A 14342-nucleotide genomic window follows, 5' to 3' on the forward strand; every position below is an offset into this window, starting at 1 on the left:
ATTCGGGCCGCACGGCCCTGCAGCCTGACTCATATCTGCTCGGCGAGCGGGTAGAGCTCCCGATTTTCACGCTGTATCCGCTGGTGCAGCGCCTTGAAGATCGCGTTGGCGTCGTCCCTGAAGCCCTGCGGATCAGCCGCAATCTTCGCCGAGAGATTCCATCGCGTGGCAAACGCGGCATAGGTCGCCGCCAGGCCACCCATTTCGTTCTGGAACTGCTTGCCGATCCGTTCGATCAACGGATCGGATGCACACCACCCTGAAGGCTGGCCGCGGCAGCTCGTGATCGACTGCCGGGTGGTTCAACGCGCCAGAGCACCCGAACGCACCGGCTCGGCATGAAACGACAACGTGAGGACCTTGCTATCCGCAAGCCTTATCGCGGGTTCTGCGGATGCCGCACCTGTCCTTCCCCGCGCACTACGAATCGCTCCACCGTCAGCGCTTCGGCGCCCATCGGGCCGTAGGCATGCAAGCGCGTGGTCGAGATACCGATCTCGGCGCCTAGACCCAGCTCACCACCATCACTGAAGCGTGAGGAGGCGTTGACCATCACTACAGCCGAACGAATCGCCTGCACGAAGCGTTGCGCGGCAGCTTCGTCAGCGGTGGCGATGACTTCGGTGTGGTCGGAACCGTAGCGGCGGATGTGCGCGATGGCCTCGTCGAGATCGTCGACTACGCGCACGGCGAGGATCAGGTCCAGGAATTCGGCGGCGTAGTCGTCGTCAGTGGCGGCGTGCATATCGGGTACCAGAGCACGGCTGCGCTCGTCGCCGCGCAGCTCGACACCGCGCTCGCGCAAGGCCTGCGCCGCCTGCGGCAGGAATGCGTCGGTGATATCCCGATGCACCAGCAGTGTTTCCAGTGCATTGCACACACCGGGGCGCGAGGTCTTGCCGTCGATCAACAAATTCAGGGCGAGCGCGGGGTCGGCGGCGCGATCCACATAGAGGTGGCAGACGCCTTTGTAGTGCTTGATCACCGGCACGCGCGCGTGTTCGGCAACGAAGCGGATCAGACCTTCGCCACCACGCGGAATGGCGAGATCGACGATGTCGCTCAGCTGCAGCAGCTCGACCATCGTCTCGCGGCGCAGATCCTCGACCAGGGTCAACGCGGCGGCCGGCACACCGTGCACTTCCAGTGCCGACTTCAGCGCCGCGGCAATCGCCATGTTGGAGTGGATCGCCTCGGAGCCACCGCGCAGGATCACACCGTTGCCGGCCATGAGGCACAACGCCGCGGCATCCGCTGTGACGTTGGGGCGCGCCTCGTAGATCATCGCGATGACACCGAGCGGGATGCGCACGCGCTCGACCGACAAGCCGTTCGGCCGTGTCTCGCGGCGCGTCACCACGCCAACCGGATCGGGCAGTCCAGCCACTTCGCGCAACGCATTGGCGATGCCGCTCACGCGCACCTCGTCGAGCCGCAGGCGATCGAGCATCGCACCCTGCACGCCTTTCGCCGCAGCCTGCTGCATGTCGCGCGCATTCGCAGCCAGTACCGCGTCGCACTGCGCTTCCAGTGCGACGGCCATGTCACGCAGCAGCGCACGCTTGGTTTCGCTGCCGAGCGCGGCGACGAACTGTGCAGCATCGCGGCAGGCCAGCGCCTGCTGACGGATCTCGCTCATGTCGTTGCCTCCATCTCGCTCACGGTAGCAAGGTCGTCGCGATGCACCACTTCGGCGCCATAGCTGTAGCCGAGTACGCTCTCGATCTCGCGGCTGTGCCGTCCTGCCAGTCGGCGCACCTCGGCCGCACCGTACTGGCACAGGCCGCGGCCGACCGGTCGCCCGGTCGCATCGACGATCTCCACCAGATCGCCGCGATGGAACTCGCCCTCGGCACCCAGCACGCCGCCCGGCAGCAGCGAGACACGACCGCTGGCCAGCGCCAGCGTCGCGCCGGCGTCGATACGGATACGCCCCGCTGCGGCCGGTGCATGCCGCAACCAATACTTGCGCGCCTGCATGCGGCTGGATGCGGCGGCGAATAGCGTGCCGTACAGGCGATCATGTTGAAGCCCTTGGACAGTCGCCGCGTCGCGACCATCGAACAGCGCCGTGGGAATGCCCGCGGCAGCGGCCTTCGCCGCCGCCTCCAGCTTGGTGCGCATGCCGCCCGTGCCTGCCACGCTGCCACTGCCACCGGCCATCGCCAGGATCGATGGCGTTAACACAGGCACATGACTGATCGGCGTCGCCGCCGGATCGTGACGCGGATCAGCGCTGTACAACGCATCGACATCCGAGGCGATCAGCAACAGGTCGGCATCGACCAGTGCGGCGACGATCGCGGCGAGATTGTCGTTGTCGCCGAGTTTCAGCTCGTCCACCGCCACGGTATCGTTCTCGTTCACCACCGGCAGCACGTTCAGCGCCAGCAGTTCGCGCAGTGTGGCGCGCGCGTTGAGGTAGCGCCGACGATTGCGCAAGTCGTCATGAGTCAGCAGCACTTGGGCCACCGGACGCGCGGACAGCGACTGCCACAACGCAATCATCGGAGCCTGGCCCAAGGCCGCCAGCGCCTGACGCGCGGCAAGACCGCCGCCATCCACCGCATGCTGGCGCAGCAGCGCACGACCCGCGGCTACCGCGCCGGAGGACACCAAAACGACCTGACGGCCATCGGCATGACTGGCGGTGATGAACGCGGCCAGCGCTTCGGCATAACGTGGCGTGAGACCGCCACCATCGGCGGCGAGCAGGTTGCTGCCCACTTTCAGCACGGCACGACGCCAGCGTGGCAACACCTGTTCGGGCAATTCCACGCGCACGCTCATGCCGCCACCCCTCAACCAGTCAGTTGATCCAGTCGTCCCCGCAGTTCATCCAGCCGCAGGTCGTTGCCGGCACCGGGCGACACGCGCGCGGCGAGGCTGCTCTCCGGTGTGCGGCCCTGGTCGGCTGTGGCGGCCGTTTCCGCCGCCGCACGGTAGGCGTCGCGGAACGGCACGCCGGCCGCGGCCTGTTCGATCGCCACGTCGGTGGCATACATCGCCGGCTCGATCGCGGCGCGCATGGCCACTTCATTCCACTGCAGCCGCGCCAGCAGATCAGGCACCAGTTCCAGCGCGCCCAGACCGTGTCGGCAGCCATGGAACAGCGAACCCTTGGAGAACTGCAGGTCACGCTGGTAGCCGGACGGCAGCGACAGCAGCTGTTCGATCTCGGTACGCGCGGCGGCGACGCTGGCGTAGCTGGCGCGCAACAGTTCCACCACGTCGGGATTGCGCTTGTTCGGCATGATCGAGCTGCCGGTGGTGTATTCGGCTGGCAGCTTCACGAAATTGAATTCGGCAGTGGTGAACAGCGACAGATCCCATGCCAGCCGGCGCAGATCGAGCAACGCGCTGCCGATCGCTTCCAGCACCGCCATCTCGAATTTTCCGCGCGAGAGCTGCGCGTAGATCGGCGAGACTTGCATGCGCGCGAAGCCGAGCGCCTGCGTGGTGTGCTCGCGGTCCAGCTTGAGGTTGACGCCGTAGCCAGCCGCCGTACCGAGCGGGTTCGCATCGATCCATGTAGCCGTCTGTTGTGCCCGCAACGCGTTGTCGATGAAACCCTCGGCGAAACCGGCAAACCACATCGCGGTGGACGAGACCACCGCACGCTGCAGGTGGGTATAGCCGGGCAACGGCAATGCGGGCTGCGCCGCACGCTCGAGACAGACCTGCGCGATCGCGCGGCAATGCACCTGCAGCACAGTCAACTGATCCTTCAGCCACAGCCGGGTGGCAACCAGGATCTGGTCGTTGCGGCTGCGTCCGGTGTGTACGCGACGGCCGGCATCGCCGAGTCGTTCGGTGAGCCTTGCCTCGATCGCCGAATGGCCGTCCTCGTAGCGCTCGTCCAGCACGAAGCCGCCGGCACTGAAATCGGTTGCCAGCACATCCAGCTCGCGCTTCAAGGCCGCCGCTTCGTCGGCACTGACCACGCCGATATTCGCCAGCCCTTCCACATGCGCCTTGCTGGCGGTGATGTCATGCAGGAAGAACTCGCGATCGAGCAGCACGTCGTCGCCGGCGAGGAACTTCATGATCTTCGCATCGATCTGCACGCCGGATTTTTGCCAGAGCGGCTGGGTCATGGTGTGTCCTCGACTTGGCCAAGCGGAATGGCGGTGTATTCGTCCACGCCGATCGCGCGGTTGATGTTCTGCATGGCCTGGGTGGCCGCACCCTTCAGCAGGTTGTCCAGTGTCGCCACCACGACTATGCGTTTGCCATCCGCCGATAGGGCGAAACCGCCGATCTCGGCATGATGGCGATGGGCGATGCGACTGACCCACGGCGCCTCGTCGGTCACCTTCACCAGCTTCTGGCGATCGTAGGCCGCGTGAAAACGGGCAAGCACATCCTCGCGCTTCAGCGGACGGGTGAGATACAGATTGGTGGTGACGGTGAGGCCACGAAAATGCGGCGCCACGTGCGGCATGAACTCCACCGGCACGCCGAGCCGGAACGACGCTTCCTTCTCGTGCATGTGGCCGGTGAGCGCATACGGCATCAGGTTGTCGCGCAGCTTGTCCGGGTCGTTCTTGTCCGACGGCGTGGTGCCGGCACCGGAATAACCGGACACGCCGAAGCACACCGGTGGTGCGGCGAGTAGATCCTTCAGCGGCGCGATCGACAACTGCATCGCGGTGGCGTAGCAGCCGGGATTGCTGATGCGCTTTTCGCCGCGCCACTTGTCGCGCGTCAACTCGGGCAGCCCGTAATACCAGTGGGCGTCGAAACGGTAATCGGCAGAAAGATCCACGATCAGCGGATCAGCACCCGCTGCATCGAACGCCGCGACACAGATCTCGGCCTTGCCATTGGGCAATGCCAGGACCACCACGTCGGCGCCCAGCTTCGGCAGATCTTCGTGCGCCGGTGCGCTGTAGCGCAGCTCGCCACGGTACTCGGAAACATGCGCGTCGACGCGCTGGCCGTCCAGCTCGCGCGAGGAGACGAAGGCCAGTTCCAGCGCCGGATGCGCCGCGATCAAGCGGATCAGCTCCGCGCCGGTATGCCCGCGTGCGCCGACGATGCCGATGCGTTTCCTGTTCGTGCTCATGCTTCAGTCCGTCAAGGTCGGTTGCCGCTGTGCGCAATGCGTCACGCAGCGGGCGATGGTGTCGAAATCGTGGATGCCGTACCAGAACACCTTCCAGTGCGGCTGCTTGAGGCAGCCATCGGACTCGGCGTAATAGAAAGGATTGACCGGATTGCCGTGGCGCGAGCGCCAGAACAGCCGCGGGTTTTCCTCGCGCATCACCTGCCATACCGCACGCCCCAAACCCTCGCCCTGCGCGTCATCGAGCACGGCGAACTTGTCCAGATACGGCAAACCCTGCTCGTTGTCGACATGTTCTTCGGTGAGGATCATCGCGGTGCGATAGTTCTCGCTTACGTAGATGCGCAGTGGCTTAGTACGTTCGAAATAGTCCGGCACCAACGTGCGCCCGAAACTCGATTCGATCAGCGTGCGCATCCGCGCCAGGTCGATACCTTTCCACGAGTCGAATGTCAGCACCTTCTCGCCGCGCCGTACCAGGGTGCCCGAACCCTTGTGGGTGAACAGCTCCTTGGCCAGTTCCGCGGGCCGGGTGATCGACACCGACGAGGTCAGCGGCAGGTCGGCCAGCAGGTCGGCGATCTGCTCCAGTTTCAGGCGCATGCCGCCGTTGATCCACGGCTGCGCCATCAGGTGCTCGTACTCGGTGGACAAGTTGATCGAGTCGATCAGCTTGCCCTGCTCGTCGAGCAAACCGCCGGTACCGGTGAGGAACACGATCTTGTAAGGCTGCAGCACGCGCACCAGTTCGTTGGCGGCGAAGTCGGCGTTGATGTTGAGAATCTGCCCTTCGTCGGTCTCGGCGAGGCTGGCGATCACCGGAATCGAGTTGGCACGCAGGCTCGCCTCGATCGGCGCCAGGTTGATGCTGTCGACCTTGCCGACCATGCCATAGGTGTCGCGATCCAGATAGCTGGCCATGAATACGCCGGTCGCCACCGAGGTGGCGCGCGTGTCCATCGACTGCAGTGCCTCGACCAGCTTCAGGTTCTGCTGCTGGAACACGCGCCGCACGATGCCGAGCGCCTTCGGCGAAGTGACGCGCAGGCCGCCCACGGTGTGTTTCTCGATGCCAGCCGCAGACAGTTCCTCGTCCAGCTGCGGGCCGGCGCCGTGCAGCACGATTGGGGTCAATCCAACCTGCTGCAGAAAAGTCAGCGACGAGGCGAGATCGGCCAGCTCATCGCGCAGCACGGCGCCGCCCACCTTCACCACCGCGAAGCGCTTGGCGTCGACTTCGGAGAAGCGCTTGAGGTACTGCTGGATTTCCTTCGCGCTGCCCATGCTCGAGAGCAGACGCACGATGGTCTTGCGAGTGTGCTTATGCGTTTCCACTGTCGACGATCCGGTAGATGGTTTCTGCGTACTGCTGCAATTGGTCGAGTGCGACCCACTCGTCGGCGCTGTGCGCCTGCGCGATGTCGCCGGGGCCGTAGACGAAGGCGGTGTAGCCGGCGGCAGAGAACAGCGCGGCCTCGGTCCAGAAGTCCACCGCATTGCCGATCGGCAGCTCCAGTTCGTCGGCGATGTCGCGGGCGGCCAGACGGCGCTCCTCGGCCCGTGCGGTATCGCCGGCCGGCAGCGAGGCGCCACGGAAGGTCTCGGTGAACTCGACCGGCGCAGGCTCCACCAAGGTAGAGAACCGCTGCAGCAACTGGTCTGGATCCATCGTCGGCAGCGGGCGGAAGCCGAAACGCACCTCCGCCGTCGGCGCGATCATGTTCGCCTTGATGCCGCCTTCGATGCGGCCGATGTTGAAACGCAGTCCGGTGAGTCCGCCGAAGCGTTCGTGCGACTGTGCGGTGACGAAATCCAGCGCCGCGTCGCCCCAGCGCACTGTCTGGTGCAAGGCGCTGTCGCTGGGCTTCTGCTCACCCGAGGCGTGGCCGGCGTGACCGGCGAAACGCATCAGCACCGACTGGATGCCGCGATGCGCGAGCACCGCTTCGGCCTTGGTCGGCTCGGCCACGATCACCGCCTGGTAGTCGTGCGACTCGCCGAGGAAACCGGCGATGCAACGTGGATCGTTCGCCTCCTCGTCGGTGGACAGCAGCAGCGCCAGCGGGCCGTCGGTGGCATTCGCCACCGCCAGCAACGCTGCCGCTGCACCCTTGATGTCGCAGGCACCGAGGCCGATCGCACGATCCGCGGTGACCCGCAGTTCGTGCGGGCTCGCACTCCAGTGCGGCGAATCGGGCACTGTGTCCATATGCACGTTGAACAGGTATTTCGGCTGGCCGCGCACCGCATGCAAGGTCACGGCGCCGGCGCCGTAGTCGGTCACCTTGACGTCGAAGCCAGGTAACTGCGCGCGCAGATAATCGAAGATGCCATCGGTGCCGATCGCACGCGGCGGATTGCGCGTGTCGAAACCGACCAGCGCCTTCAGATGCTCCAGCGTGGCATCGAGCAAGCTGCTCATCCGCGGTTGACCTCGGCCCACAGCGTGCTGCTCATGCCGAACAGCTTGATGAAGCCTTCGGCCTCCTCCACACCCCAGTCGGCCGACTGCGCGTAGGTGGCGCCCTTGGCGTTGAGGATGTGCTTCGACTCGACCGCGACGGCGTTGACGATGCCGCCGCTGGTTTCCAGCGTCACCTCGCCGTTGACGGTGGACTGGCTGGAGGCAAGGAAGGCTTCCAGGTCGGTCTTAAGCGGGTCGTGGAAGAAGCCCTCGTACACGATTTCCACCCATTTGCGTGCTACCTCGGGCTTGAAACGGTTCTGCTGCTTGGACAGCACCGCCTCTTCCAGCGCACGATGCGCGGCCAGCAGCGCGGTCAGGCCGGGCGCCTCGAAAATGATGCGGCCCTTCAGGCCGATCGTGGTGTCGCCGGTGTAGATGCCGCGGCCGACGCCGTACTGGGCAAACAAACCGTTCAATTTGGCCAGCATGATGTGGCCGGCGATCTTCTCGCCATCCAGCGTCACTGCCTCGCCCTTCACGAAGCCGATCTTCACGCGCAGCGGTTTGGACGGCCATTCAGCGCGTGGCTTGCACCAGCCTGCCGCACCCTCGCCCGGCGCCTGCCAGCGATCGATCTCGCCGCCGGACATGGTCAGGCCGAGCAGGTTTTCGTTGATCGTGTAGGCCTGCTGTTTGGCACGCACGCCGAAGCCACGCTCCTCGAGATATTTCTGCTCATAGGCGCGCGTCTGGGTGTGCTCCTTCTGGATCTCGCGGATCGGCGCCACGATCTCGAAGTCGCCCAGCGCCTTCACCGTGAGATCAAAGCGCACCTGGTCGTTGCCCATGCCGGTGCAGCCATGCGCAATGGCACGGGTGCCCAGCTCGGCGGCGCGCTTGATCGCCGCATCGACGATCAGGTAACGATCGGAGACCAGCAACGGGTACTGGCCCTGGTAACCCTCGCCTGCCTGCACGAAGGGTTTCACGAAGCCCTCCCAGATCGCCGGACCGCCATCGACGGTGACGTGCGAGGCGACGCGCAGCTCAGCCGCGCGCTGCTCGATGAAGGCGCGTTCCTCTGCATCGACACCGCCGGTGTCGGCAAACACGGTATGCACGGCCCAGCCGCGCTCCTGCAGGTAAGGCACGCAGAAGCTGGTGTCGAGGCCACCGGAAAACGCGAGAACGATGTCTTTGCTCATGGCTTGCAGATCCTGGAAATAAGAAACGATCAGACAGATTCGACGATGATGCGCGGCTCGCAGCGCACCGGGAAATTCACGGAATTGGCAATGAAGCAGGCGTGGTGCGCATCGTCGTGCGCGGCGGCAGCCTTGGCCAGGTCGCTGGCGGCACTGATGGTCACCGTCGGATGCAGCACCACCTCGACGAAGCGGCCACCATTGCCTTCGGTCGTCATCGCGCCTTCGGCGGCATCGCTATACGCCGTCACCACCACGCCCGCCACCGTGGCCATATGCAGGTACGACAGCATGTGGCAAGTGGACAGCGCGGTTATCAGCATATCTTCGGGATTGTGCTTCGCCGCGTCGCCGCGGAACGTGGGGTCGGACGAACCGGCCAGCGTCGGTTTGCCGGCGATACGGATCGCGTGGTCACGGCTGTAGTTGCGATAACCATCCGTGCCGCTGCCAAGATTGCCGGTCCACTCCACGTCGACACGATAGTGGTGCTGATGTCCGCTGCTCATGAGATGGAGTCCTCTTGCTCGGCCATGAGATCGGCCAGTTCCGCGTCGCCATCGCCATTGCGTTGCCGCAGACCGCCGATCACGCCCAGGCGATTGGCTTCGTGATGGTTCTGACTCAGCTTGAACTTGCCTTCGATGCGCTCGATCGTGATCTCCAGACCAACGATGCCGCGCAACGATTTCTCGATGTGATCCTCCGGTGCATCCGATATCTTCCACGGCACAAGCAAGCCCGCTTCATGCCGATCGGTCAACGTCTCCAGCAGCTTGCGCAGCCAGACCGCATCCTCGACCACGCGCAGCCGGCCATGCACATGCACCACCGCGTAGTTCCAGGTCGGCACCTCGCGACCGGTCTCGTGCTTGCTCGGATACCAGTTCGGGCTGATATAGCCGTCTGGTCCGCGGAAGATCAGCAGCACTTCGGCACCATCGGCCTGCCGCAGTTCGTTGCCGCGTGCGACATGTCCGTGCAGCAGGTTATCGCCGATTAGCTCGAACGGCAGATGGTTGGCCACCAACCCAGCTTCCGTGTGGGTCACCACGGTGGCGAACGGAAAATCATGGATCAGCCCGTGCAGGGCTTCGATTCGCGCTTCATTGAAGTAGCTGGGTGTGTACATGGATCTTTCCCTGAAGAGTCTCAGCGACCAGCCATCAACGACGCCATCACCGCTTTCTGCACGTGCAGGCGGTTCTCGGCTTCATCGATCGCGATGCAGGCAGGCGAATCCATCACCGCGTCGGTGGCCTTGATGTTCCGGCGCAACGGCAGGCAGTGGCTGAACAGACCGTGGTTGGTCAGCGCCATCTTCGCCTCGTCGACGATGAAGTGCTTGTGCGCGTCGCGGATCGGCTTCTCCTGCTCCCAGCGACCGAAGAACGGCAGCGCACCCCAGCTCTTGGCGTAGACCACATCGGCACCGGTGTAGGCTTCCTCAATGTTGTGGCTGACCTTTAGTGAACCACCGTTCTGTTCTGCGTTCAGACGCCCGAACTCCATGTAGCGCTCGTCCAGCACATAGTCCGGCGTCGGGCATAGCAGGGTCACGTCCATGCCCATCTTCGTCGCGATCAGCAGCGCCGAGTTCGCCACCGCGGTGTTCAGCGGCTTCGGATGGTAGGTCCAGGTCAGCACGTACTTCTTGTTCTGCAAGCTGCCCAGGTGCTCCTTCATCGCCAGCGCGTGGGCCAGCTCCTGGCAGGGATGGGTGATCGTCTCCATGTTGATCACCGGCACCGTGGCGTACTGCGCGAACGCCTTGATCACCTTGTCCTCGCGATCCACCGCCCAGTCCTGGAACTTCGGGAACGCACGCACCGCGATCAGGTCGACGTAACGCGACAGCACCCGCGCCACTTCGGCGATGTGCTCCTCGGTATCACCGTCCATCACGCTGCCCACCTCGAACTCGATCGGCCACGCATCCTTGCCCGGCGCCAGCACGATGGCATGGCCGCCCAGGTGGAACGCCCCCAGCTCGAAGCTGGTGCGGGTGCGCATCGACGGGTTGAAGAACATCAACGCGACGGACTTGCCGGCCAGCTGCTGGCCGCGCGGCGAGCGCTTGAACGCAGCGGCCTGCTCCAGCAACGCGTCAATCTCGCTGCGGCTGTAGTCCTGGGTGGTGAGGAAGTGGCGAATGGTCATTACGGCTCCAGAATCAAAATCCCAAAACAAAAAACCCGGCACATGGCCGGGTTTTATCGTCGATACACATGAAAAGCGCGCGACAGCCTACCCGGCCGAATGTCGATACAGCGGTCGGCGCGCACGCGACGTCATGCCAGCGGCCGCGCGGGCGCTGGTGAGTACAGTGGCGGTATAGACGGCTGCGGACATGCAGGGTTCCAGATAGTTGACGGACATGATGGCGAGAATTTCGCTGCCATGCAACAAAAAAATCGGTCCCCAAACCAAATCGCCGCCCGAAGGCGGCGATTTGACTGGCAGATCAATCGGCCGGATCGACCTGCACGCGCACGCGCAGACGTTCGCCCGGATCGTAGTTCAGCCGCGAGGTGTAGACCTCGCCGCGATAACGGTATTCCACGTCATAGCCGACGATCCGTCGCTGCTCGCTGACCGTGTTGACCTGACGGCAGGTAGTCTGGGTGCTCTGATAATCACCGCCCTGATCCGACACACGATTGCCTACGGCACCGCCCACCACGGCACCGCCCACGGTCGCCGCCGTGCGACCGTCACCTTTGCCGATCGTGTGCCCCAGCACGCCACCGATCACGGCACCGAGTACCGTGCCTGCCGCGCTGTTGCCAGGATTGCGCTGCACGACCTGCTGGTCATAGCACTGCTGCTGCGGGGTATTCGTGCGCGTGACGCCTTGCACCGGATCTGCGCGCAGCACGTCGGCCCACCCATAGTGGGCGTTGTCGTCGCTGCTGCCCGGAGGCGGACCAGACGGCGAGTAACGTGCATCCTGCGCATACGCACTGGAAGCCAGCAAGGCGAGTACCAGCGCGGAAAGCCATAAGCGGGTCATTGCGACCTCCTAACGAGAAACATCAAGCGCCTGCGCGCGTACTGGCACGTATTGCAACAAAATCACGCTGAATACACGCTTAGAATCAGCTTAGCGCCACCGCACCACTTACACCTTGTTAAGATGCCGGGCTGGCCGCGCCCTGCCTCTGCGCGGCCCCACGCTGCGGATTTCACCGATGCCGATCTCGCTCTACAACAGTCTGACCCGTCGCACCGAGCCGTTCGCCCCGCTCGATCCCGAGCGCGTGACGATGTATCTGTGCGGCCCCACCGTTTACAACTACGTGCATATCGGCAATGCGCGCGGCCCGGTGGTGTTCGACGTACTGGCGCGGTTGCTGCGCCGGCATTACCCGCAACTGGTGTACGCCCGCAACATCACCGACGTCGACGACAAGATCAACACCGCCGCCCAGCAGCAGGGCGTGCCGATCGGCACGATCACCGAACGCTTCGCGCAGGCGTATCGCGATGACATGGCCGGGCTCGGCGTGGCGCCGCCGGACATCGAGCCGCATGCCACCACCCACATCGGCCCGATCATCACGATGATCGAGAACCTGCTCGACAGCGGCCATGCTTACGCCGCCGAGGGGCATGTGCTGTTCGATGTGGGTTCGTTTCCCGCCTATGGCGAGCTGTCCGGTCGCGATACCGACGAGTTGATCGCCGGCTCACGCGTCGAAGTGGCACCGTACAAGCGCAGCCCCGGCGATTTCGTGCTGTGGAAGCCCTCTACGCCGGATTTGCCCGGATGGAACAGTCCATGGGGTATCGGTCGCCCGGGCTGGCACATCGAATGCTCGGCGATGAGCGCAGCGCACCTTGGCGACACCATCGACATCCATGCCGGCGGCATCGACCTGCTGTTTCCGCACCACGAGAACGAGATCGCCCAATCCACCTGCGCGCACGATGGCAAAGTGTTCGCGCGCTGGTGGATGCACAACGGCATGCTGACCTTCGACGGCCGCAAGATGTCCAAGTCGCTGGGCAATGTGCTGCTGCTGCACGAATTGCTGAAGCTGCACCCGGCCGAGGCGTTGCGGTTGCGCCTGCTGAGCGGCCATTACCGGCAACCACTGGACTGGTCCGACGGCGCCATCGCGCAAGCCGTGAGCACGCTTGACGGCTGGTATCGCGTGCTGCGCGATCTGACCGATGTCGAACTGCCCGTCGGCGACTTGCCGGTACCCGAGCGGATCGAGGCGGCCTTGTGCGACGACCTCAACACGCCACAGGCGCTGGCCGAGCTGTCCGTGCTGGCCGACGCCGCACGCCAGTCCGGCAGCGCCGCAGCGAAAGCCGCGCTGCTCGGTGGTGGCGCCCTGCTCGGCCTGCTGCAGCAGGATGCGGAAGCATGGTTCAAGCGCGACAGCGGACAAGCCATCGATGCCGCGCATGTCGATGCGCTGCTGGAAGAACGCCGTGCCGCCCGCGCCGCACGCGACTTCAAGCGCGCCGATGCGATCCGCGACGAACTGGCTGCGATGAACATCGCGATCGAGGATGGCGCACAGGGCACGCGCTGGAGTGTGCAGAAGAGCTGAGTGTGGGCCGCCCGTGTTCGTGAATTCAGCTCGTCCGCGCGATAATGCGCACATGAACAGCATCGCCACCACCAGTGCCACGCAGGCGCAGCAGGATATCGCCGAGGAATTCGCGTTCTTCGGTGACTGGACCGAGCGCTACCAGTACCTGATCGATCTCGGCAAGCAGCTGCCGCCGTTTCCCGAGGCAGACAAGACCGAGCAATATCGCGTTCACGGCTGCCAGTCGATGGTATGGCTGGTACCCAGCGGCGATGCCTCGAAGATGCACTTCGAGGCGATCAGCGATTCGGCAATCGTCTCCGGGCTGATTGCGCTGGTGCTGCGGGTGTATTCGGACCGCTCCGCGCAGGAGATCGTCGCCACCGAACCGCAGTTCATCGCCACGATCGGGTTGGCCAAGCATCTCTCGCCCACGCGTTCCAACGGGCTGGCCGCGATGCTGACAAAACTGAAAGGCTACGCGGCACAGGCGCTGGCCTGAGCGCTCCGCCACCGATGCACCAAAAAGACAAAGCCCCGCTCAGAGCGGGGCTTTGATTGAAAGTCCGGCATGGATGCCGGTTTGATCTTTGCGCTCATGGAGGAACGCAAAAAACTGACTCAGTCACCCATCTGCTTCTGCAGGTGCTCGCGGCGTTCCTGCGCATCCAGCGACAGCGTGGCGATCGGACGCGCATCGAGACGATCGATGCCGATTTCCTCGTCAGTCTCCTCGCAGAAACCGTAGCTGCCTTCCTCGATCCGGCGCAGCGCCTTGTCGATCTTGGAAATCAGCTTGCGGTAACGGTCGCGGGTACGCAGTTCCAGCGAGTTCTCGGTTTCGCGGGTAGCGCGCTCGGCTTCGTCACCGACGTCACGCACTTCCTCGCGCAGGTTGTCCATGGTCTGGCGTGACTCTTCCACCAACTGGTCACGCCAGTCGCGCAGCTTGTTGCGGAAGTAGGCCAAGTGCTGCGGGTTCATGTACTCCTCGTTGTTCGAAGGGTGATAACCCTTAGGCAACGTGATCGTACTGGTGGCAGGCAGCGCGTATCGCCCGTCTTCACGGGTGATGCCGTTTTCGAGTTTTTTTGTAGCAAGTTTATTCATTGAGG

At 64.2% G+C, this 14342-nt stretch carries 15 protein-coding genes; 2 read left to right on the top strand and 13 right to left on the bottom strand.

The window, feature by feature from the left end; translation table 11 throughout:
* Positions 1-29: 29 nt before the first annotated feature.
* The 12 genes from IE071_RS08245 to IE071_RS08300 form a co-directional block, all read right to left on the bottom strand.
* Positions 30-239: a hypothetical protein gene (locus IE071_RS08245; RefSeq protein WP_189440607.1), complete on the bottom strand. Its 210-nt coding sequence runs from the start codon at positions 237-239 to the stop codon at positions 30-32.
* Between the two features lie 137 nt (positions 240-376).
* Entirely contained in the window at positions 377-1639 is a 1263-nt protein-coding gene (locus IE071_RS08250) for a glutamate-5-semialdehyde dehydrogenase (protein ID WP_189440608.1), read from the bottom strand.
* The gene (gene proB / locus IE071_RS08255; protein ID WP_189440609.1) at positions 1636-2790 is read right to left on the bottom strand and encodes a glutamate 5-kinase; all 1155 of its coding nucleotides are present in this window, start codon (positions 2788-2790) and stop codon (positions 1636-1638) included. The genes IE071_RS08250 and proB overlap by 4 nt, the downstream gene beginning before the upstream one ends.
* An 11-nt stretch (positions 2791-2801) precedes the next feature.
* The gene (gene argH, locus IE071_RS08260; RefSeq protein ID WP_189440610.1) at positions 2802-4097 is read right to left on the bottom strand and encodes an argininosuccinate lyase; all 1296 of its coding nucleotides are present in this window, start codon (positions 4095-4097) and stop codon (positions 2802-2804) included.
* On the bottom strand, positions 4094-5068 hold the full coding sequence (gene argC / locus IE071_RS08265) for an N-acetyl-gamma-glutamyl-phosphate reductase (protein WP_189440611.1): 975 nt from the start codon (positions 5066-5068) through the stop codon (positions 4094-4096). The genes argH and argC overlap by 4 nt, the downstream gene beginning before the upstream one ends.
* Before the next feature lie 3 nt (positions 5069-5071).
* The gene (locus IE071_RS08270; protein WP_229792840.1) at positions 5072-6352 is read right to left on the bottom strand and encodes an acetylglutamate kinase; all 1281 of its coding nucleotides are present in this window, start codon (positions 6350-6352) and stop codon (positions 5072-5074) included.
* Between the two features lie 37 nt (positions 6353-6389).
* A complete protein-coding gene (locus IE071_RS08275; RefSeq protein ID WP_189440613.1) occupies positions 6390-7490 on the bottom strand; it encodes an acetylornithine deacetylase in 1101 nt (366 codons plus the stop codon).
* Positions 7487-8680 (bottom strand): argininosuccinate synthase, encoded by a 1194-nt coding sequence (locus IE071_RS08280; RefSeq protein ID WP_189440614.1) that lies wholly within the window; start codon positions 8678-8680, stop codon positions 7487-7489. Before IE071_RS08280 ends, IE071_RS08275 begins: the two co-directional genes overlap by 4 nt.
* Positions 8681-8709: 29 nt before the next feature.
* Entirely contained in the window at positions 8710-9189 is a 480-nt protein-coding gene (locus IE071_RS08285; RefSeq protein ID WP_189440615.1) for an OsmC family protein, read from the bottom strand.
* Positions 9186-9812 carry an FMN-binding negative transcriptional regulator gene (locus tag IE071_RS08290; protein ID WP_189440616.1) on the bottom strand — a complete coding sequence of 209 codons (627 nt, stop codon included), beginning with the start codon at positions 9810-9812 and terminating at the stop codon, positions 9186-9188. The genes IE071_RS08285 and IE071_RS08290 overlap by 4 nt, the downstream gene beginning before the upstream one ends.
* Positions 9813-9832: 20 nt before the next feature.
* Positions 9833-10840 (bottom strand): N-acetylornithine carbamoyltransferase, encoded by a 1008-nt coding sequence (locus tag IE071_RS08295; protein WP_189440617.1) that lies wholly within the window; start codon positions 10838-10840, stop codon positions 9833-9835.
* 304 nt (positions 10841-11144) lie between these two features.
* Positions 11145-11693, bottom strand: a complete 549-nt coding sequence (locus IE071_RS08300) for a glycine zipper 2TM domain-containing protein (RefSeq protein WP_189440618.1) — start codon at positions 11691-11693, stop codon at positions 11145-11147.
* A gap of 178 nt (positions 11694-11871) precedes the next feature.
* Here IE071_RS08300 and cysS point away from each other — a divergent pair, with 178 nt between their 5' ends.
* Entirely contained in the window at positions 11872-13245 is a 1374-nt protein-coding gene (cysS, locus tag IE071_RS08305; protein ID WP_189440619.1) for a cysteine--tRNA ligase, read from the top strand.
* A gap of 52 nt (positions 13246-13297) precedes the next feature.
* Positions 13298-13729 carry a SufE family protein gene (locus tag IE071_RS08310; protein ID WP_189440620.1) on the top strand — a complete coding sequence of 144 codons (432 nt, stop codon included), beginning with the start codon at positions 13298-13300 and terminating at the stop codon, positions 13727-13729.
* A gap of 119 nt (positions 13730-13848) precedes the next feature.
* Here the strand turns inward: IE071_RS08310 and dksA are convergent, their stop codons facing one another.
* Positions 13849-14211, bottom strand: coding sequence for an RNA polymerase-binding protein DksA (gene dksA / locus IE071_RS08315; protein ID WP_229792802.1), 363 nt, complete (start codon positions 14209-14211; stop codon positions 13849-13851).
* Between the last annotated feature and the right edge of the window lie 131 nt (positions 14212-14342).

Source organism: Rhodanobacter panaciterrae (assembly GCF_014651895.1).
GTDB lineage: Bacteria > Pseudomonadota > Gammaproteobacteria > Xanthomonadales > Rhodanobacteraceae > Rhodanobacter > Rhodanobacter panaciterrae.

What these genes read in the sequence shown, in the direction of transcription:
- IE071_RS08275 (WP_189440613.1), bottom strand. Translation starts at nt 7,490, where the DNA reads ATGAGCAGCTTGCTCGATGCCACGCTGGAGCATCTGAAGGCGCTGGTC.
- IE071_RS08290 (WP_189440616.1), bottom strand. Translation starts at nt 9,812, where the DNA reads ATGTACACACCCAGCTACTTCAATGAAGCGCGAATCGAAGCCCTGCAC.
- proB (WP_189440609.1), bottom strand. Translation starts at nt 2,790, where the DNA reads ATGAGCGTGCGCGTGGAATTGCCCGAACAGGTGTTGCCACGCTGGCGT.
- IE071_RS08250 (WP_189440608.1), bottom strand. Translation starts at nt 1,639, where the DNA reads ATGAGCGAGATCCGTCAGCAGGCGCTGGCCTGCCGCGATGCTGCACAG.
- dksA (WP_229792802.1), bottom strand. Translation starts at nt 14,211, where the DNA reads ATGAACCCGCAGCACTTGGCCTACTTCCGCAACAAGCTGCGCGACTGG.
- IE071_RS08270 (WP_229792840.1), bottom strand. Translation starts at nt 6,352, where the DNA reads ATGGGCAGCGCGAAGGAAATCCAGCAGTACCTCAAGCGCTTCTCCGAA.
- IE071_RS08310 (WP_189440620.1), top strand. Translation starts at nt 13,298, where the DNA reads ATGAACAGCATCGCCACCACCAGTGCCACGCAGGCGCAGCAGGATATC.
- cysS (WP_189440619.1), top strand. Translation starts at nt 11,872, where the DNA reads ATGCCGATCTCGCTCTACAACAGTCTGACCCGTCGCACCGAGCCGTTC.
- IE071_RS08295 (WP_189440617.1), bottom strand. Translation starts at nt 10,840, where the DNA reads ATGACCATTCGCCACTTCCTCACCACCCAGGACTACAGCCGCAGCGAG.
- argH (WP_189440610.1), bottom strand. Translation starts at nt 4,097, where the DNA reads ATGACCCAGCCGCTCTGGCAAAAATCCGGCGTGCAGATCGATGCGAAG.
- argC (WP_189440611.1), bottom strand. Translation starts at nt 5,068, where the DNA reads ATGAGCACGAACAGGAAACGCATCGGCATCGTCGGCGCACGCGGGCAT.
- IE071_RS08280 (WP_189440614.1), bottom strand. Translation starts at nt 8,680, where the DNA reads ATGAGCAAAGACATCGTTCTCGCGTTTTCCGGTGGCCTCGACACCAGC.
- IE071_RS08300 (WP_189440618.1), bottom strand. Translation starts at nt 11,693, where the DNA reads ATGACCCGCTTATGGCTTTCCGCGCTGGTACTCGCCTTGCTGGCTTCC.
- IE071_RS08285 (WP_189440615.1), bottom strand. Translation starts at nt 9,189, where the DNA reads ATGAGCAGCGGACATCAGCACCACTATCGTGTCGACGTGGAGTGGACC.